Annotated in this window: 18 protein-coding genes and 1 pseudogene; 17 read left to right on the forward strand and 2 right to left on the reverse strand. The window is 37.1% G+C overall.

Translation table 11 applies throughout. The annotated features are described in order from the left end of the window. The first annotated feature begins 3 nt into the window (after positions 1–3). The 10 genes and pseudogenes from JCM12304_RS14115 to JCM12304_RS14145 all read left to right on the forward strand — a co-directional run bounded on the left by JCM12304_RS14115 (position 4) and on the right by JCM12304_RS14145 (position 5,160). Positions 4–714, forward strand: coding sequence for an aspartate/glutamate racemase family protein (locus tag JCM12304_RS14115; RefSeq protein WP_060681062.1), 711 nt, complete (start codon positions 4–6; stop codon positions 712–714). After that, positions 707–829: a hypothetical protein gene (locus JCM12304_RS19630; protein ID WP_369813171.1), complete on the forward strand. Its 123-nt coding sequence runs from the start codon at positions 707–709 to the stop codon at positions 827–829. Before JCM12304_RS14115 ends, JCM12304_RS19630 begins: the two co-directional genes overlap by 8 nt. Further along, a pseudogene (locus JCM12304_RS20415) lies at positions 795–887 on the forward strand (VOC family protein); the annotation flags it as partial. The gene JCM12304_RS19630 and the pseudogene JCM12304_RS20415, both read left to right, overlap by 35 nt. A 5-nt stretch (positions 888–892) precedes the next feature. Next, a complete protein-coding gene (locus tag JCM12304_RS14120; RefSeq protein WP_060681064.1) occupies positions 893–1,243 on the forward strand; it encodes an ASCH domain-containing protein in 351 nt (116 codons plus the stop codon). Positions 1,244–1,250: 7 nt separating this feature from the next. Then, positions 1,251–1,667: a GNAT family N-acetyltransferase gene (locus JCM12304_RS14125; protein ID WP_060681066.1), complete on the forward strand. Its 417-nt coding sequence runs from the start codon at positions 1,251–1,253 to the stop codon at positions 1,665–1,667. A gap of 275 nt (positions 1,668–1,942) precedes the next feature. Next, the gene (locus tag JCM12304_RS14130) at positions 1,943–2,974 is read left to right on the forward strand and encodes a potassium channel family protein (protein WP_060681068.1); all 1,032 of its coding nucleotides are present in this window, start codon (positions 1,943–1,945) and stop codon (positions 2,972–2,974) included. 38 nt (positions 2,975–3,012) lie between these two features. After that, positions 3,013–3,288 carry a hypothetical protein gene (locus JCM12304_RS14135; protein WP_172675296.1) on the forward strand — a complete coding sequence of 92 codons (276 nt, stop codon included), beginning with the start codon at positions 3,013–3,015 and terminating at the stop codon, positions 3,286–3,288. 137 nt (positions 3,289–3,425) lie between these two features. Continuing rightward, complete coding sequence (gene yxzF / locus JCM12304_RS20500) at positions 3,426–3,533, forward strand: small protein YxzF (protein ID WP_233880395.1); 108 nt, start codon at positions 3,426–3,428, stop codon at positions 3,531–3,533. A gap of 267 nt (positions 3,534–3,800) precedes the next feature. After that, positions 3,801–4,301: a GNAT family N-acetyltransferase gene (locus JCM12304_RS14140; protein ID WP_060681110.1), complete on the forward strand. Its 501-nt coding sequence runs from the start codon at positions 3,801–3,803 to the stop codon at positions 4,299–4,301. Between the two features lie 46 nt (positions 4,302–4,347). After that, the gene (locus tag JCM12304_RS14145) at positions 4,348–5,160 is read left to right on the forward strand and encodes a helix-turn-helix domain-containing protein (RefSeq protein WP_060681072.1); all 813 of its coding nucleotides are present in this window, start codon (positions 4,348–4,350) and stop codon (positions 5,158–5,160) included. Between the two features lie 221 nt (positions 5,161–5,381). Here JCM12304_RS14145 and JCM12304_RS14150 read toward each other — a convergent pair whose 3' ends face one another. Next, positions 5,382–6,329: an MFS transporter gene (locus JCM12304_RS14150; protein WP_256200840.1), complete on the reverse strand. Its 948-nt coding sequence runs from the start codon at positions 6,327–6,329 to the stop codon at positions 5,382–5,384. Between the two features lie 123 nt (positions 6,330–6,452). On the opposite strand from JCM12304_RS14150, the gene JCM12304_RS14155 reads away from it, so the two are divergent. Continuing rightward, positions 6,453–6,929, forward strand: coding sequence for a GNAT family N-acetyltransferase (locus tag JCM12304_RS14155; RefSeq protein ID WP_060681075.1), 477 nt, complete (start codon positions 6,453–6,455; stop codon positions 6,927–6,929). A 50-nt stretch (positions 6,930–6,979) separates the two neighbouring features. On the opposite strand, the gene dsdA is transcribed toward JCM12304_RS14155, so the two are convergent. After that, complete coding sequence (gene dsdA / locus JCM12304_RS14160) at positions 6,980–8,305, reverse strand: D-serine ammonia-lyase (protein WP_218185787.1); 1,326 nt, start codon at positions 8,303–8,305, stop codon at positions 6,980–6,982. A gap of 284 nt (positions 8,306–8,589) precedes the next feature. Here dsdA and JCM12304_RS14165 point away from each other — a divergent pair, with 284 nt between their 5' ends. From JCM12304_RS14165 to essA, 6 genes are all read left to right on the forward strand, one after another. After that, the gene (locus tag JCM12304_RS14165) at positions 8,590–8,883 is read left to right on the forward strand and encodes a WXG100 family type VII secretion target (RefSeq protein ID WP_019377033.1); all 294 of its coding nucleotides are present in this window, start codon (positions 8,590–8,592) and stop codon (positions 8,881–8,883) included. Positions 8,884–9,019: 136 nt separating this feature from the next. Next, on the forward strand, positions 9,020–9,259 hold the full coding sequence (gene yukD, locus JCM12304_RS14170) for an ESX secretion system protein YukD (RefSeq protein WP_019377034.1): 240 nt from the start codon (positions 9,020–9,022) through the stop codon (positions 9,257–9,259). Between the two features lie 83 nt (positions 9,260–9,342). Beyond that, positions 9,343–10,683 (forward strand): type VII secretion protein EssB, encoded by a 1,341-nt coding sequence (essB, locus tag JCM12304_RS14175; RefSeq protein ID WP_060681079.1) that lies wholly within the window; start codon positions 9,343–9,345, stop codon positions 10,681–10,683. 21 nt (positions 10,684–10,704) lie between these two features. After that, positions 10,705–15,129, forward strand: a complete 4,425-nt coding sequence (essC, locus tag JCM12304_RS14180) for a type VII secretion protein EssC (protein WP_060681081.1) — start codon at positions 10,705–10,707, stop codon at positions 15,127–15,129. Continuing rightward, complete coding sequence (esaA, locus tag JCM12304_RS14185) at positions 15,126–18,008, forward strand: type VII secretion protein EsaA (RefSeq protein ID WP_060681083.1); 2,883 nt, start codon at positions 15,126–15,128, stop codon at positions 18,006–18,008. Before essC ends, esaA begins: the two co-directional genes overlap by 4 nt. Further along, positions 17,989–18,444: a type VII secretion protein EssA gene (gene essA, locus JCM12304_RS14190; RefSeq protein ID WP_060681085.1), complete on the forward strand. Its 456-nt coding sequence runs from the start codon at positions 17,989–17,991 to the stop codon at positions 18,442–18,444. Before esaA ends, essA begins: the two co-directional genes overlap by 20 nt. Positions 18,445–18,458: the final 14 nt, after the last annotated feature.

Raw genomic sequence — 18,458 nt, forward strand, 5'->3', positions numbered from 1 at the left:
TGAATGAAACGAATTGGGCTTCTTGGAGGTATGAGCTGGGAATCGACTTCTGAATATTATCGGTTAATTAATCAGGAAATACAGCGCCGGCTTGGTGGATTACACTCAGCTGAATGCTTGTTGATTAGTGTTAACTTTGCCGAGATAGAGAGATATCAATCATTAAATGAATGGGAGAAAGCAGCGGAGGTTTTGGGTGATGCTGCAGTGAGACTAGAAATGGCTGGTGCTGAATTTATTGTTATTTGCTCAAATACCATGCATAAGGTAGCTCAAGAAGTAGAGAAATTTATCCGTATCCCCATTCTACATATTGCGGAAGCAACTGTTACCCGAATTAAACAGCAGGGTATAGAAAATATAGGCTTATTAGGAACTGCATATACAATGGAGCAGGACTTTTATAAGGGCATATTAGAATCACAAGGCCTCAGAATAATGACACCAGGTCAAACAGACAGAGAGAAAATAAATCAAATTATATTTGAACAGCTTTGCCTTGGACAACTGCTTCCAGAGTCCCGTGCTTTTTTTCATGAAGTAATTGAAAAGTTAAAAGAGCAAGGTGCAGAAGGGATTATTTTAGGTTGCACAGAGATCGGACTTTTAGTGAAGCAGGAAAAAGTATGTCTCCCAGTATTTGATACGACGAGTATTCATGCCGTGGAAGCTGTGAAAATTTCATTAGGAGAAGAGGCGACAAAAATTGAATGAAAAGCTAATAAGAGTGGGAACAATCTACTTACCTGTGCGTCACCTTGAAGAGGCAGCCTCGTGGTATGTAGCTAAGTTAGGGAAGGAACTTTGTATTTGCCGATTTGGATGGTAATAAGTTTGATGTTTGGAGTGAGTTAAGTCCTACCTTCAAACAAAGGATGAAGGAGTAATTAGCATGTTGCATAAAATGAAATTAAATGAAGGCCCTTTTACTGCTATGAAGTCAGGCAAAAAAACAATTGAAGTTCGCTTAAATGATCTTAAAAGACAGGGGCTATCTGTAGGAGATAGAATTGAATTCAGAAAGCTGCCTGAGTTAAAAGAAAAGCTAGAAGTCCACGTAATTAGTCTGGAGACTTTTAATACATTTGAAGCTATGTATTTAGCGATACCAACTCAACACTTTGGAGATGAGGGTGGTTCTTTAAGTGAAATGGTGGAAGCTACTTATGAAATCTATTCCCCGAGGCAGGAAGAGAAATGGGGAACACTTGCAATCGGGGTGAAATTAATTAAAGAAAGGTGAATTTCATATGGAGAGGAATTCCAGCTGTGAATCTAAGATCTTTGTTCGTGCTTATGACACAAAGGACTTTGATTCTATTAATCAACTCAACAAGTTAGAAGAGTGGGACAACCTTGTCGCAAAATCGGATGACTTAAAAAAAGCCTGGTCTCACTCAAATGTGACTTATATTGCTGAACTGGACGGTGAGATCGTTGGCTATGTACGCGGGCTGACAGATGAATATATAACTCTTTTTATTTGTGAACTATTAATAAAGAAGGAACATAGGGGACAGGGGATTGGTAAAATGTTATTAGACTATGTTCATCAATTATACCCGAAAACCAGAATGGAGTTGTTAGCAAGCAGCAATTCACACACGTTCTATGAACAAAAACAATTTCGTCCTTTTTATGGTTATCGAAAAACAATTTTGGAATAGGGGCTGTTATTATCCTAATGGTTGAGCCAAAATAAGAGCTGTCCGCGACAACAAAGCACTCATCCGCGACAACAGCACGCTCATTCGCGACAACGCGCGGATCGACCGAGACAGCAGGACACTCAGCCGAGACAACAACGCGTCCAGCCAAGACAGCAGCGTTCACAACCGAGACAGCAGGACACTCAACCGAGACAACACCACGTACATCCGCGACACTTAACAACACACCCTGTCCTTTCTCAATCGATTACTAAAAACCCAGGAGGTCATTTATGATATTTCGTATTTTGCAGAAAGCAATGAAGATGAATGTGAAAGCTACGATATTTATAGGCTTGCTCATCTTTGTTCTACTTTCTGCCAAAGCAATTCAGGTAATAGAACCACAAACATTTACCACTTATTTCTCTGCCCTTTGGTGGGTTATGACAAGTGTAACCACGGTAGGTTACGGAGATATTTCTCCTGTGACAGCGGGTGGTCAACTATTTGCTATGGTTATTGTCTACATTGTCGGTATTGGCATAATGGGGGTAGCTGTAGGCTATGTAGTGGACGTATACGTAGAATTTAAAAATAAGAAGGAGAGTGGGAAATTGGCTTTTAAAGGAAAAGATCATTTTGTCATTATTAATTACACAAGACGTTCCAAGGAAACCATACAAGAGTTACTAAATATGCATGAAGATAAACAAATCGTTCTAATAGATGAAGATATAGAAAAGGTGCCTTTTGTCCATGAGCATGTCCATTTTGTGCATGGAGAGCCTGCCGATATACATACACTTGAAAAAGCAAATATTGCTGACTCTACTTCTGTTATGATTTTTTCTTCAGATGGTGTTCCAAATGCATCTTTTGCGGATGGTCAAACTTTGCTCGTCGCTACTTCCGTTGAAGACTATTCTCAAAAAATAAACAAATCTATTTACACGATTGTAGAAGTGACAAGCGAAAAGCATATTGCAAGCTTTGTTCACGGCGGGGTGGATGAATTTATTACACCTAATCAAACTAGTGCCAGATTGATAGCCAAAAGCGGAACATATAAAGGGATAAGTGAGGTTTTCAGACAGTTGACCTCCTCTAATTATGGTGAAGATATTTTTACGATAGTTCCCCAGGCTTCATGGAAAACATATGGGGATGCGTGTCAATCTCTGCATAACATGGGAGCAACATTATTGTCTGTAGATAATAACTTGGATATCGCTGCTAAATCTTCGGAAAAACTTCCACCTCAATCCAAATTGTTAATTGTTTGTAAGAGTGAAATTTACGAACAAATTAAGAAATCAAGCTAGTTACCACGGGGGAAAGGTGTGAATTGATGAGGCTAGTATTGGACTTAATACGGATTATTGTTATTTTTACGCTTGTTGGAGGAATCGCTTGGTATATATTAGGACAGGTATATACAAATAATGGTATTGAACAAAAGGATCAATGGTATGGGATCGTTGGTATTTATATTTTGTTATTTGTATACTACCGAAATAGACTGCAATTCACTGGTTGGTATAAAGGTAAAAGAAGCAATAAGTTGTCTAAAGCAAGTACATGGTATTTAATAATTATTGCGGTACTGTGTATAGGAGCCCCTTTTTTATTTTCATAATAAGCCCTTAAAGATTTATTAACAGAAGTAATGTCTATCTTTTACGGACAGTTGCGCTTTTCTCAAGTAGATTGTTTAATGTTGTCTAGTTAAAGGGAATATATAAATAACCCAAGAATGAATTGGAGGAACAATGAATGGGACGCTTAATCAAAAGACTAATTAGATACGGGCCAGTCATCTATCCGATCGTTAGAAAGTTTCTTAACAAACGAAAAAATAGTAAAAATTATAATCGGTCCTAATAATAGGCAAAATGAAATCGGCATTAGGCTGTTTCATTTTGCCTTTTTATATTGGTCGATGGTTTATGATCACTGACGCACTGAAAAAGCGGGGGATTTATAGCTGAAGCATATTTTTCCCAACAGTTATTTAGCAGAAATACACCAAATGTACATAAAAAAATACCTTTATTATGAAACTTTTTTGTCTATTCTCCAAACTACTAAAGGAAAATGCTTGATAAATAGCGAATATAATAGATTAGAAAATAGGAGGATTGGACGATGCTGATTAAACGATTGAAGCCTGCAGATGCAGCAAGCTATTGGAATTTAAGATTGGAAGCTTTGAAGAGACATCCAGAAGCATTCTTAACTTGTTATGAAGAGGCAGTTCAGCGAGAAAACCCATTGCAAGGCGTTGCTGCCAATCTGGAAAAGGAAGAGAATTACACATTTGGAGCGTTTGAGAATGGAAGTCTCATTGGAATGGTAACTCTATTAATTGAAACAAGAGAGAAAATAAAGCACAAAGCAAATCTGTTTGCAATGTATGTCTCCACGGAAGAACGCGGCAAGGGTATAGGAAGAGCCCTTCTGCAAGAGGCAATAGAAAAGGCACAAGCATTAAGAGAAATTGAACAAATTAACCTTAGTGTAGTAAAAACAAATACGAGGGCAAGTCGCCTTTATCAAGATATGGGTTTTCGTTCTTTTGGAACAGAGACCAAGGCACTTAAGTTGGAAGATGTGTACTATGATGAAGATCATATGGTATTGTTCATCTAGGAAGTTTTGTATTTTAGCTGATTGACTAAGATTAGGAGTTTTTTAAATGATTTTGCAGGATAAAAAAGGGCTTTTATTATATCGTACCGACCGATTAGGTGAACGTGATTGGAGATATGATTCATGCTATAAGTTAATATTTACTCCTTATGGAAAAAGCCTCTATCAAACGTCTCGTTCTGACATTCAAATAGAGGAAGACCAGTTTTTTATATTTAATCCGAAATTTGAGCACAAACAGATTCAGGTAACACAAGAAAAATTTCTCGTTGAAGTTGAACCGAATTTACTACATGAAATAGCTAGTCAACTAGGTGTTCCAGGAACAGATATGGAATTTGCCTCTACTGCTTTTAAAAATCCACTGCTATTACAATGGGTATCTTTCACGAAAAATTTTCTTACCATGAATGAAAATATGACAACGGGAATGCAGAAACTATTTATTGAGTCAAGCCTTATTCAGTTGACAACACTGATGCTTCAATACGCTCCAGGGTCCCAGCTTGAGGAATTGCCACATAGCTTATATTCGCCGAATGTAAATAGAGTGCTTGATGCGTTAAAGCAATCTTACCAGCAGGATTGGTCGTTGGATGATATGGCAACGATAGCTGGCATGAATAAATTTCCGTTCTCTCATGCATTTAAAAGGGAGACGGGATTATCTGCGTACTCTTGGTTGCAATTATTCCGTTTACTAAAAAGCCAACATTTTTTAACTAAGACGAATAGAAGTATTTTATCAATTGCCCTGGATGTTGGTTTTAAAAACGTTTCATCCTATAACACACTATTTATAAAAATCTATGGGAGAACACCCTCGGAATTTCGACTGCTTTACCGAAGAAATAGTTAACGCGGCTAAACTTATTATGATGATCATTAGGCCACTACCAAGCATTAACCATTGAATAGGAGTAACTATAACAAGCAGTCCAAAAAGCAAAAGAGAAACAGTATTTGCCGTATAAAGAAGAAATGCATTGGAACTAAAGGCACGACCATGCATGTTCTCAGGCACAAGAGTTTGGAGCATATAAACTCTCGCTAAGCTGGACAATGGCAGGCCAATTCCTACTAAGCTACACCAATAAAAAAGTGTGTAAGACTATACATGAATCCGTAATAGGTTATCCCCAAACCCCATAAAAGTGCTCCTATAAGATATGTTTTTAGGGTCATCTCCCGAATGAAGTAAGGGATAATTAGATTAGTAATGATAACAATAGCTCCGAAAACCCCTTGAAGGATGCTATATAGTTCTTTACTGTTTGAGGTTAGTTCAGTTAGAGCAAGCAACAACCCAACTTGCCATACCCAGGTGTTAAAAAACACAACTAGAAATGTTACAGTAAACAAATATTTTACCTTTGTATGTTTTCTCACCCACGAAAAAAACTCAACGATAGAAAGAACTGCAGTTCGAACTGTCTTTTTAGCCAGGTTTTTTTCTTCCGTAAAATGGATCTTTCTGAGACATACAATACTAATACCATAGGATAATGCATCAACGATAAAAAAATAAACCGTTCCATAAGTTAGAAGCCAAACAGATAAGACGGGACTTAAGATTGTGACGCCACGACTAACCGTATCATATAGACTGTTTGCAGAGGCGCGTTGCTCAGCTTGTGTAATCATTGGTAAAATGGCCCGGTGTGCAGGGTTGAAAAAACACCCTATTGTTTGAATGACAAAGCTTACAATAAGTAAATAGCTAAAGCTTAGTAAACCAGTCTGATGGAAAAGAAAGACGGATAAAATAATAGGAATACGTAGACTATCTAATAAAATTAATAGTTTTTTGCGAGGAATCCAATCTGCAATAACACCACCAATCAGTCCAAATAACAAGTATGGTATTGTTTCTGCAATTGCCATTATAGTTGTATATATAGTTGAATCAGTAAGGTCATAAGCAAGAAAGAGAAAAGCCATGCCAGAAAGTACATCACCTAAACGAGAAACACCACCTCCGAGCAAATAATTTCTAATATTTTTGTTAGTTAATGTAGATAGATACATTGTTTTTCACCTCTCATCTATTTTACGAAGGAGGGGCTAACTTTTCTTTCTGAATCTTGCACTGAACTCCAGCAATTTTTTGATAGAATTACTTCATTCGATTAGGAGAAGGGGAGACATAATATGAAGCTAAAAACAGTTCCTATGGATGTAGAGCTTGCCATGTCCATACTAAACTGGAAATATGATAAACCATATGATTTTTATAATAATGAACTAACGGAAGAAGCTTTACATGAATTTATAAGCGAGGATTATTTTGCAATTGTAGATGAGAGGGAGAGACTGATTGGTTTTTACTGTACTGGAACTGCTGCACAAGTGCCAGCGGGGAATAGGGTAGAAGCTTACAAGAAAGGAAAACTCGATATTGGGTTCGGTATGAATCCAGATTTAACTGGTCAAGGAAAAGGTTATTCATTTTGTGACTATATATTTAAAACAATTGGGCAGAATTCACCCGATCTGCCGCAACGTCTAACAGTCGCTACTTTCAATAAACGTGCCATCCATTTATATAAAAAGTTTGGATTTAAACAAGAAAACGAATTTAATACAGAGAGGGCAACTTTTATTACGATGATAGGAAATAAAGGATAAGCTTCCTCTTTTTAAAAAAAATGTAGCGGCACTCTGGCCGCTACATTCTTCTACATGAGATCTTTCCCCGTCTTATAAAATACTTCTCGATCTTTCTGAGGCACAAGGTCTCCTCCGGTTGCCCAGGCGATATGATTGATATTATCCGGATTTATTTCCAGTTGTTTAGCATAGTCACTTTGTAAGACGGTTTGGGGACCAAGAAGCCCAGCTGTTGCTGATGGCTCAACTTGGATATTTTCTGTATCCTGAAGCATAGCAAGTAATCGATATAAATCATCATCCTCCATGGTATACATGCCGCTTACTAACTGATCGCTAATAGAAGTAGCAAACTGGGATGGGCGTCCTACAGCTAAACCGTCCGCAGCCGTTTTGTTATCGAGTCCGAAATCCTGAACACTAACACGGTCCATTTCTCCAGTTAATAATCCAATTAACACAGCCGGGGAATGTGTGGGCTCAACAAAGAAACAATGAACATGGTCTCCAAACAGTTGCTTAAGCCCAAATGTAATACCACCTGGGGACCCACCAACTCCACATGGTATATAGACAAATAGAGGATGATCTTTATCCACCTTTATTCCTTGTTCTTCCAATTGATGCTTTAGTCGAAATGCGGCAGTACTGTAACCAAGGAATAAATGCTTGGAGTCTTCATCATCAACAAAATAGCCATTAGGGTCCTCTGTTGTTGTTTTCCTTCCTTCTTCAATCGCTTCACTAAAGTCGCCACTAAATTCAACTACTTTAGCTCCTTTTTCTCTCAATAAATCCTTTTTCCATTGCTTGGCATCTGCGGACATATAAACAGAAACCTGGAAGCCTAATGCTGCACTCATAATACCAATGCTCAATCCAAGGTTCCCAGTAGACCCAACGCCAATGGAGTAATCTTTGAAAAAATCCTTGAACTCTTTGGTAGCAAAAAGGGTATAATTATCTTCTTTTGAGATTAAGCCTGCATCAATAGCAAGTGCTTCTGCATGATGCAATACTTCGTAAATTCCCCCTCTTGCTTTTACAGAACCAGCTATTGGTAATTCATTATCACATTTCAAATAGAGCTCTCCAGCTACACTTCTATTATAGTAATTAGCAAGTTTGTCCTTCATACCAGCGATGCGGCGCAGAGGGGATTCAATGATTCCGTTACTTTCTTCGGTTTGCGGAAAAACCTCAGCCAAAAAAGGAGCAAATCTATGCCATCTTTCTTCGGCTTCTTTCATATCCTGCATCGTTAAGGGTAATGTATCAAAACAAGAAGCAGGTGCTAAATGAGGATTCTGCCAATACACAGGCCGTAATTCTCTTAAATCAGTTAATAAAGGATACGTTGATTCCCACGCTTTTAATTCGTTATTTGTAAAAATAAACAATCCCTCCTTAAATGCTTCATTGATATTTTTCTATTTTCTCAGTATTTACTGAAGGAAACAAATATTATAATCTATGAGGTTTAGCTTTCATCCAATATGGGTAATTAGTGGTAACTAGATTAATCAAACTTATTGCCTATAAATGATTTTTGAAGCTTTAATTTTGTGGGAATAAGGACTTATTTTATAAAACATTCTGTATAAACTGTAGTTATTACCAATATTTTCTTTTATAATATCATGTAGAAAGAACAATAAAATAAATGGAGGTTGTTTAAATGTCTGGTATGATTCGTTTAAACCCTGAAGAATTAGAAGATTTTGCGAGAAGGTATGGTATTGAAAGTGGAAATGTAAATGCCATTCTAAAAACCTTGGATGATCTCATTGCACAGTTAGGAGACGCATGGGAAGGTGGAGCTTCACAAGCTTTCCAAGATCAATATGTAGAACTACGACCTTCTTTTGTTAACATGGTAACTCTTTTAGAGGACATTCAACGTCAATTAGCTTCTAGTGCTGATACACTTAGACAAACAGATGCTAATATTGCAGGTCAAATTCGCGGGTAATACAGTAGAAATAGAAGATGAAATAGTGCCGCAGTTATAACATGTCGGCACTATTTTTTGTATAAAATGTAAGTATTATATACCAGGAGAATGGTAGTGTCTAGAGGGTTAGTTACTAAAGAAGGAGTCTGGCGATATGTATATAAATGTGACAATTGATTTAAACAAATACAATCAAACACCAGTTGAATTAAGGCTATCTGACCAGCATCGGGTAAAGAATTTGGTGGATATTACCTGGCAGGCTGCTAAAATACCTACCAAACCACGGGAGGGCTATTGGATTCGTATAGCCAATAAAAAAAGGGTTTTTGATGGCTCATCAACGCTGAAAGACTGTGGAATTACAGCAGGTGACCGTATTGAAATTCTGTGAAACTATGAATACATATTTTATGAAAATATAACAGCGGAAGAGCTGTTAATACACAATAGACTGCTGCAGAAGGTGGTATATAAATGGCAAAGGAAAGTCTTACATACTTAGAAGAAAAAACAGAAGTAATCCTCTCTTATGAGGAAGATAGAAAAAATCTTATCTTTCAGCGTGCAAAGCTAAAATTGAATGATGAGATGGAGATACATTTTTTGAAGGAAATAGAGCCAGAGTTCAATAAAACATTTACGCTTACAGAGGATCAACTGATTATTACACTAACTCCACCTGATACTTTCGCATCATTCCAAGCAATACATCAGCAAAATGTGCAGTCAAGATGGCAGTTTGCTTATAACATACTCCAAAAGATACAAAGTCATTCATTGGATAGATTAAAACTAATTATAAGTCCTGAGAACATCATGTATGATCGAGGTTTAACTCCCCATTTTCTTCATTATGGGGTGAAGGAAAGTCTTCCACCTTATGAGGAGGATACGGACAGGCTTTGGTTAGAAACGAAAGCAATAATAGCGGCAATTGCTGATGAAAAGTATGATTTTAAAACGTACTTATCGCATTATGAAACGAAAGACATTTCTTCCGTTACAAAACAAATTATGCATGCAGCTTCCTATGTAGAGCTATATGAAATTATTGAAGATAATTTGAAAAAGGATCAAGCATATGAAGAAACTGTATTTCATGTTCCGAGGAAAAAGTGGAAGTTTCAGAGGTATGTCTCTCTAGCATTACTTATTTTTTTAGTTCCAGCCCTCATTTATACAGCTTATGCATTGTTCTTTAAAATTCCCGAAACAGAGGCATATGTCGCAAGTAATCGTTCCTTCTTACAAAACGAGTACAGTGCAGTGATCGACCAATTACAAAAATACGATCATGACGATATGCCGTACGTAGTTCAATATCAGTTAGCTTCTTCCTATATTGTAAGTGAATCATTAACAGAGGAACAAAGGGAGAATGTCCAAAATACGATCACACTTCAGTCTGACCGTAAGTACTTTCTTTATTGGATAGATATCGGTCGCGGGAATTATCAGGAAGCAGTAGACACCGCAAGACTATTGGAAGATAGAGAATTAATTATTTATGGGTTGCTGAAGCAGCGAGAGGATATTAAAACAGACCAAAGTCTTACTGGATCTGAACGTGAAGACCAATTAGATGCGATTGAAAAAGAAATTGATGAATACCAAGAAGAAATGGAAAAAGAATTGGAGCAGCAAAAGGAAGAATCTGATTCTGAGCAAGGCAGCACCACTCTAAAAGAAGAGGCAGCTGGCGGTCAAGAAAATGGAACTTCGACAGATGAAAAGGCAAAAGAAAAAGAAGAGTCCAAAGAATCAGCTGAAACGATAAAGAAAGATACAAAAAAAGAAGAGGATTCCAAAAAGTAAAATGGGTAAGGAGGTGTCAGAATGAGGGAATTATGGGTCTTCTATAAAGACTACTATCAGCGTTTAGGAATAGATGATTTGAAAGAAATTACCATTGGTAACCAATTACACCATACACTAACAATTAAAGCCGTGGAAATCCCAACACCCTACAGATTAGAACTAAATGAGGATAGAAATGTTTTGTACTTAGACCAGGAAGTAATTCATGATCTGAAGGAAGGAGTTCCGCTTCCTGTTTTTATTGATGGCCAAGAGGTTAAATTTCTAATTACTACGTCCAAATATGAAACAAAAATGTTCTATACGGGTAATCGAACTGAAATAAGCATTCCACATGCGGCTGACTTACCAGCTTTCCGTATGTTAAAGCAGAATAAACGATGGTGTGTATTGCCTATAGATGAAGCTGTCTATATTAATGGGCAACAGATCAGGTCAAGAACAGTACTGAATTGTGGAGATATTATTTACAGTGCCGGTAGTTTGGTGACATTAACAGATGATGACACGCTTGAGTTATCCACTCATGAGAATATTCAAATGGAATTGGAACAAATAGAACTACCTTCAAGTGTGTTAAAGCAAAAGTATCCAAAATACAGAAGAACCCCTCGGATGATCTATGAGCAACCAGAGGATAAGATTGATTTCTCTTTTCCTTCTGAAGAAAGTGAAGATAATCAGCGTGGACTTTGGTTAATTATTATGCCTCCATTGATGATGCTGATTGTTATGGGGGTAGTAGCTTTAGTACGTCCAAGAGGAATCTTTATACTTATTTCAGTAGCTATGTTTGGAACAACATTAGTAACATCTACAGTACAATATTTTAAGGAAAAAAAGAAGCAACGACATCGCAAGGAAAAGAGAAAGCGTCTGTATACACGTTACTTAGAAAACAAGCGGGAAGAGCTGCAGAATTTAGCAGATAAACAACGGGACGTGTTGTATTATCATTTTCCTTCCTTTGAAAGAATGAAATATTTAACGAACGAGATAAGTAACCGTATTTGGGAACGCACACTTGTTAGTAATGACTTTTTACAATTTCGCGTAGGGCGTGCAAGTGTGCCAGCCAGTTTCAAAGTTTCTGCCCAACGAACGGATATGTCCAATCAGGAAATTGATGATCTCCTGGAAAAATCCCAAGAATTAGTGTCGCATTATAAAACGATAAAAAATTCTCCGCTCGTTATAAATTTATCTGAAGGCTCTATGGGGATGATTGGAAAAGACTCTATCGTAAAAAAGGAAATACAACAAATTGTAGGACAGCTAAGCTTCTCACAAAGCTACCATGATGTTCGATTTGTTGCGATTTTTGATGAACAGGAATATGCCTCGTGGGAATGGATGAAATGGCTGCCACATTTTCAATTACCACATGCGTATGCAAAGGGGTTTATTTATAATGAACAAACGAGAGATCAGCTGCTTACTTCTATTTACGAGTTATTGAAGGAAAGAGATTTAGATGAAGAAAAGGATAAGAAAATTTTCAGTCCACATTTTGTCTTTTTAATTACGAATAGACAGCTGATCTCCGAACACGTAATTTTAGAGTATTTAGAAGGAGAGCATGCAGATATAGGGATTTCCACTATTTTTGCAGCTGACACGAAGGAAAGTCTATCCGAAAATATTCACACACTTGTCCGTTATATCGATGAAACACAAGGTGATATTTTAATTCAACAACAAAAAGCAGTACATATTCCATTTTATCTCGATGAACATGCGAAACAGGACAATGAAACATTTGCAAGGACGCTACGATCGCTGGATCACCAATTAGGCATGAGTAACTCTATTCCGGATAAAGTAAGTTTCTTAGAATTATTTCATACAGAAGATGCTGCGGAGATCGGGATTCAGGAAAAATGGCTGGAGAATCAATCCTCTAAGTCGCTTGCTGTACCAGTAGGGCTTAAAGGAAAGGACGACTATGTATATTTAAATTTGCATGAAAAAGCACATGGTCCGCACGGATTATTAGCAGGTACAACGGGATCAGGAAAAAGTGAATTCTTACAATCGTATATTTTGTCCCTTGCTGTTCATTACCATCCATATGAAGTTGCTTTTCTGCTTATCGACTATAAGGGTGGAGGAATGGCACAGCCTTTTAAATCCATGCCGCATTTATTGGGTACTATTACGAATATTGAAGGCAGCAAGAACTTTAGTAAACGTGCCCTTGCCTCAATTAAGAGTGAATTAAAACGAAGACAGCGATTATTCGATATGTATGAAGTAAATCACATTAATGATTACACGGATTTGTATAAAGAAGGCGAAGCAGAGGAGCCATTACCACATTTATTTTTAATTTCCGACGAGTTTGCTGAATTAAAGAGTGAAGAACCGGAATTTATTCGAGAACTGGTCAGTGCTGCACGTATTGGTCGTAGTCTTGGTGTCCACCTGATATTGGCAACACAAAAGCCAGGAGGAATTATTGATGATCAAATATGGAGTAATGCTAGATTTAAAGTCGCATTAAAGGTACAGGATGAGAGTGATAGTAAAGAGATCCTTAAAAATGGAGATGCCGCAAAAATAACAGTTACCGGTCGAGGCTATTTGCAGGTTGGCAATAACGAAGTCTATGAATTATTCCAGTCAGCATGGAGTGGCGCGCCTTATACGAAAGAAGCCTTTGGTGCTGAAGATGAAATAGCTCTCGTTACTGATTTGGGATTAATCCCATTATCTGATGTAGCAACAGAAGAGAGTGGTAAAAAGGATAAACGTACCGAAATTGATGCGGTTGTTGAAGAAATAGCTGTGGTGCAGCAACGACTCAATATTAATAAGCTGCCAAGTCCTTGGTTGCCTCCATTGCCATCCAGAGCATTTGCACCTGAGCAGATAAGCAATGAAGTCAATCACTATGCAATTGCTATGGTGGATGAACCAGAGCAACAACGTCAAATGCCATATACCTATAAGGCAATGGATGATGGGAATATTGGTATCTTTGGCTCGTCAGGTTATGGGAAATCTACCACTCTACAAACATTACTGTTGGCTTTCGCTGAAGAAAACAGCCCTGAAGCTTTTAATTGTTATATTTTTGACTTTGGTAATGGCGCGCTTCTTCCGTTGCAGCAATTACCACATACAGGAGATTATTTCCGTTCGGATGATCAACGTAAAATAGAAAAATTTCTAACATTTATGGCGGAAGAAATGGAAAGAAGAAAGCAGCTTTTCCGAAGCAAGGAAGTTAGTAATATCAAGATGTATAATCTGATTTCTGAGGAAAGTTTGCCACTTATTTATATTGCCATTGATAACTATGATTTAGTAAAAGAAGAAATGATCGATTTGGAAAACAGATTTACCCAGATTGCCAGAGATGGCCAGTCACTTGGTGTATATACTGTATTAACTGCGACTAGATCCAACGCCGTTAAGCATGCACTGATGAGTAATTTAAAAACCAAGATTGCTCACTACCTTATGGATCAGGCAGAGAAATACGCGATTATTGGTAAAACCCAATACGATACAGAGGCAATGCCAGGAAGAGTATATATCAAAAATGATGATGCCTTTCTTGCTCAGATCTATTTGCCGGTAGCTGGAGAAACAGATGTGGAAGTATTGGAAAATATAAAAGAAAAAGTAAAACAATTGAAAGAAACATATAAGCATAGCGAAAAACCAGAAGGAATTGCCATGCTACCACAACGTTTAGGGTTCATCACTTTCTATCAGGATTACAACGTGATACCTTCTAAAACAAAGCTCGCTATAGGATTAGATGAGGACACAGTTAAGCCAGTGTACATTGACTGGCAAAAAAATCGTCATTGTCTTATTTTAGGAGACGCTCAAAAAGGAAAAACAAATATGCTGCAACTGATTATTCACCGAATGCAGGAACAGGCGGACGCGCAGATTGGTGTCTTCGATTCAGTTGATCGTTCATTGGCAAACTATGTTGATGAGAGCGGCGTAACCTATATAGAAGTAAAAGAGCATGTGGAAAATTGGCTGAATACAGCTGGAAGCGAGTTTGAAAGCCGGGAAGAGAAATATCGTGAGGCACTACGTGAGCGTACCTCAGCGAATCTTCAATTTACACCATATATTCTTCTTGTTGATAGTATGGCGAATTTCCAGCAAAATCTGGATGCTGGTTTACAAACGAAAATTGCTGACTTTATTAAAAAATACAGTCATTTAGGCTTTAGTTTTATTGCAACAGGAAATGCAAACGAGTTCTCTAAAGGATTCGATCCACTGACAAGTGAAGTAAAACAAATAAAGCAAGCTATTTTATTAATGAAGAAGTCTGATCAAAGTTTCATTACATTACCATATACAAGAAATGAACCTGAAATTAAAGCAGGATTTGGCTACTTTGTAGTAAATGGCCAAGTTAAGAAAATACAGGTTCCCCATTATGATGCAGAAAGGGTGACAGCTACATGAGTGAAGGACTTAAATCTTCTTTAACTCTAGCAGCAAAAATTTTTGTCATACTTGTTCTCCCACTCCTTCTATTCCGTTATGTGGACAGCCAGCCAGTACCGGCTGTCCAGGAGGAAGAGGATGAAGCGACAAGAAGTGTTGCTGTTGTAAATGAAGATACAGGAATAATACAGGAAGAAGAAAAATTGATATTGGGGCAAGAGATCCCAGCTTTATTAAATGAACAAAAGGATTACAAATGGACAGTCGTAAACAGAAGTGCAGCAGAACAAGGATTTAGCAATCAAAAATATGATGCCATTATTTATGTACCATCAACTTTTTCAGAGAACATCATGACCTTTAAGGAAGATAAGCCTACAAAGGCAGCATTGAACTACGTTATCCAGCCAAATCTGGAAGCGAAAGATCGTCAACGGATTCACAGAGAAATGGCAACTGCAAAAAACAAAATTAATGAAGAGATGTCCACCATTTACTGGAGCTATGTGTCAAAAGAAGTAGACAACATCCGAGCCCAGTTTGATAAAATTCTTGAAAAAGAAGTTGCTTTTCAGGATGCGATGTACTCATTCTACACACCATCCTCCAAAACATTGGCACATGAAATTGATCAGCATAAAAACAATCTGGAGAACATCTTAAATCAGACAGATCAAATTAATGATGTATCCAGCGACAGTGCCAATGCTGCGAATGAAGCAGAAAATAAAATGAAGACATTTACCGAAGCTTTGGAAGCATATAAAGAAACACAACTGGAGCAGCAAAAGCTACTCGAAGCAGCACAGACAAAGAACCAGGAAGCAATTGCAGCAGGGATGGAAAGCTATAATAAAGCGATGGAAGAAAGTATGGCAGCCATGCAGGAGAAATTGTCACAGCAGTCGGTTGTGTTTAGAGAAGAGCAAGATAAAATTATGAATCGGTTTGGGAACATGGAATTAAATGTTCAAAGAGGTAAAGAAACTTTAAACGAATGGAGAAATATCCAGGAACAATCACAGAAAATATTATTGGAAAATATGAATACTAAGTTTGAAGAAATTTTGGTAGCTCCTAAAGAGGAGCTTAATAAAGCTATTGTTACTTTAAAAGAAGCACCAAATACTGAAATTAACAATGAAATCGAAGGAGAAAGAATTAATTTTGAAGAGGTTAATAACCTACTTGAAGATTTGGGGAAGACCTTAGATAAAGTTAGCGGGGAGTCACTTGATGAGGAGAATATAGTAAAGACTCAGGAGCCCAAGCATAATAAAGAGGACTTAACAAACATAAATGAAAAAGAGGGAGATGAATCATCTGAAAATACGGACGAAGATTCAGAAACAACTCCAAGTACTCCGTCAGACGAGGAAAAACCATCAATTAATTGGGATGAAATATACAGTAAATACTCAGAACTAAGTAAAAGTTTTACTAAGATAGTTGAAAATGATAATTCAGAGGAATTATTAAAAAATTACTCGGTATTAATTGAAGTATCAAATAGCTTAAAAAAGAAAGTACTAGATGATATTGATAATAAGGAAGACTTAATACTTGAAAATGTTCCTGAACTTGAAAATGCTTTTAATAATATTAAGGATAAAGATAACAAGAAGCTGGTTAATTTAATTAACTATTCAAATGCATTATCTATCTTTCAAACAACTATTTCTCAAAAAGAAGGGGTAAATGCAGAAATAGTTAATTTTGTTGAAAATGAAATGGAAAAATGGGAGAAAATGAACTTGGGATATAACCAAGATTTATTAAAATTATTCGGAGCTTCTTCTGAAGAAATAAAAGCTGTACAGATTAATTCAGATCAAGGGGTGAATTTTTCTGATTTAATCAATGAGTCAAGAGATAACATTAAAAAGTATGATTCAATTATAAAAGAACAACAAAAACAAAGTAGTGAAATATTAAAAGCACTCCAACAAAACGCAACTGAGATTACGAACCAACTTCAAACAGTAAATGCAGATACGTTTGAATGGCAGGAATCTCCGTCCTTGGAGTATTTAGATGGGCAAATGGTTTTCAGTATCCAACAGGGTACTGCTTCTGACTTAAAGCAATTATCTGATTTAGTTACCAACCTGGAAGAAAATCAGAGTGAAATTACGACAAACACAAAAGATTTACAAGCTCAAATCAGCACTGTTCAAAAGCAATCGGATGAGTTGAATAATAAATGGTCTGTCAATGTGGCTTCGACTGGATTAATCAGAGAGGATGCATACGAGATCCTTGGGAACACCGTTGTCGATGGCCAGGAAAATCCATTTGTTTATAATCATTTAGCCAATCCTGTAAATGTTGAAGGACAAGTAAATGGCAAGGTTCTTTCTGAAACGGAGGAAAGAGTGCCACCTGTGGTTATGTTCATGATTATCCTTATAAGTGGATTATTAATCGGGTTCTTAAGTCATTATTACTCCAACAATACGTATCTCGTACAAGGTGGTTTATTCCTTTTACTGAATCTGGCGGTTGGAATGATAATAAGTATTTATGGTTTGAATCTATATGAATTGGATGATGCTCAGGCAATAAAATGGTCTGTCTTTACGATTCTTTTATTGATGGCCTGTGCAAACGTGGTCCGTGGTGGTTTGTTCATTGGACCATTTGTCGGGTGGTTGGCAAGTATAGCGATGATCGTGTTCTTTATTACACCACTATTAAATATTGTGGTTCCTGAGTTCACCTTTAATAATCCAGTATCCAATGTATATATGGGATTACAGTATGGTACGGAAACATCGTTTATATTAACAATAATTGTATTAGCTGCTATTACACTAGCAATCTCTGCTTTTATTTACACATTGCAAGTTATGAGAAATAAAGCAAGGGTGGAGCCGAATGAAGAAAAAGCCTCTTAGTCTTCTTCTATTAGTATCTATTATGTTTGTAAGCCTGCCGGTGCATGCAGAGGATAATCAAGCACCGGTAGAGCCAAATATATATGAAAAAAAAGAAATTAATATTAAGCCGAATAGTCGGGATCAAATCGAACAACGTGAAGAACTTCCAGAAGAACAGAAACAATTATCTTTTGAGAAGAAAGATAAGACGGAGAGTAACTTAATTAAGGAAAAGTTATTTGCCTCTTCTGTAAAAGAGACAAATACGATTACATCCAAGTCGGACCAACTTGGTTTGTTTTCACAGAAAGAGAAACAAATGAAGCTAGATGGTGACGAGGAGAATGTGGAAAGTAGCACGAATGTCATGATGCTATTAATTATAGCCGTCGTGCTTATTATCGGCATTATGTTCTTTGTTCTTCTACCTAAGTTAAAGCACTCGGAGAGCTGAGTAAACTTATAACG

It is taken from the genome of Virgibacillus halodenitrificans JCM 12304, assembly GCF_001310895.1.
GTDB classification, from domain to species: Bacteria; Bacillota; Bacilli; order Bacillales; family Amphibacillaceae; genus Virgibacillus_Q; species Virgibacillus_Q halodenitrificans.

Bases quoted from the DNA above. Each gene is read 5' to 3' on its own strand.
- JCM12304_RS14115 (WP_060681062.1), top strand. From the start codon at position 4: ATGAAACGAATTGGGCTTCTTGGAGGTATGAGCTGGGAATCGACTTCT.
- JCM12304_RS14120 (WP_060681064.1), top strand. From the start codon at position 893: ATGTTGCATAAAATGAAATTAAATGAAGGCCCTTTTACTGCTATGAAG.
- JCM12304_RS14125 (WP_060681066.1), top strand. From the start codon at position 1,251: ATGGAGAGGAATTCCAGCTGTGAATCTAAGATCTTTGTTCGTGCTTAT.
- JCM12304_RS14130 (WP_060681068.1), top strand. From the start codon at position 1,943: ATGATATTTCGTATTTTGCAGAAAGCAATGAAGATGAATGTGAAAGCT.
- yxzF (WP_233880395.1), top strand. From the start codon at position 3,426: ATGGGACGCTTAATCAAAAGACTAATTAGATACGGGCCAGTCATCTAT.
- JCM12304_RS14145 (WP_060681072.1), top strand. From the start codon at position 4,348: ATGATTTTGCAGGATAAAAAAGGGCTTTTATTATATCGTACCGACCGA.
- JCM12304_RS14150 (WP_256200840.1), bottom strand. From the start codon at position 6,329: ATGTATCTATCTACATTAACTAACAAAAATATTAGAAATTATTTGCTC.
- JCM12304_RS14155 (WP_060681075.1), top strand. From the start codon at position 6,453: ATGAAGCTAAAAACAGTTCCTATGGATGTAGAGCTTGCCATGTCCATA.
- JCM12304_RS14165 (WP_019377033.1), top strand. From the start codon at position 8,590: ATGTCTGGTATGATTCGTTTAAACCCTGAAGAATTAGAAGATTTTGCG.
- yukD (WP_019377034.1), top strand. From the start codon at position 9,020: ATGTATATAAATGTGACAATTGATTTAAACAAATACAATCAAACACCA.
- essB (WP_060681079.1), top strand. From the start codon at position 9,343: ATGGCAAAGGAAAGTCTTACATACTTAGAAGAAAAAACAGAAGTAATC.
- essC (WP_060681081.1), top strand. From the start codon at position 10,705: ATGAGGGAATTATGGGTCTTCTATAAAGACTACTATCAGCGTTTAGGA.
- esaA (WP_060681083.1), top strand. From the start codon at position 15,126: ATGAGTGAAGGACTTAAATCTTCTTTAACTCTAGCAGCAAAAATTTTT.
- essA (WP_060681085.1), top strand. From the start codon at position 17,989: ATGAAGAAAAAGCCTCTTAGTCTTCTTCTATTAGTATCTATTATGTTT.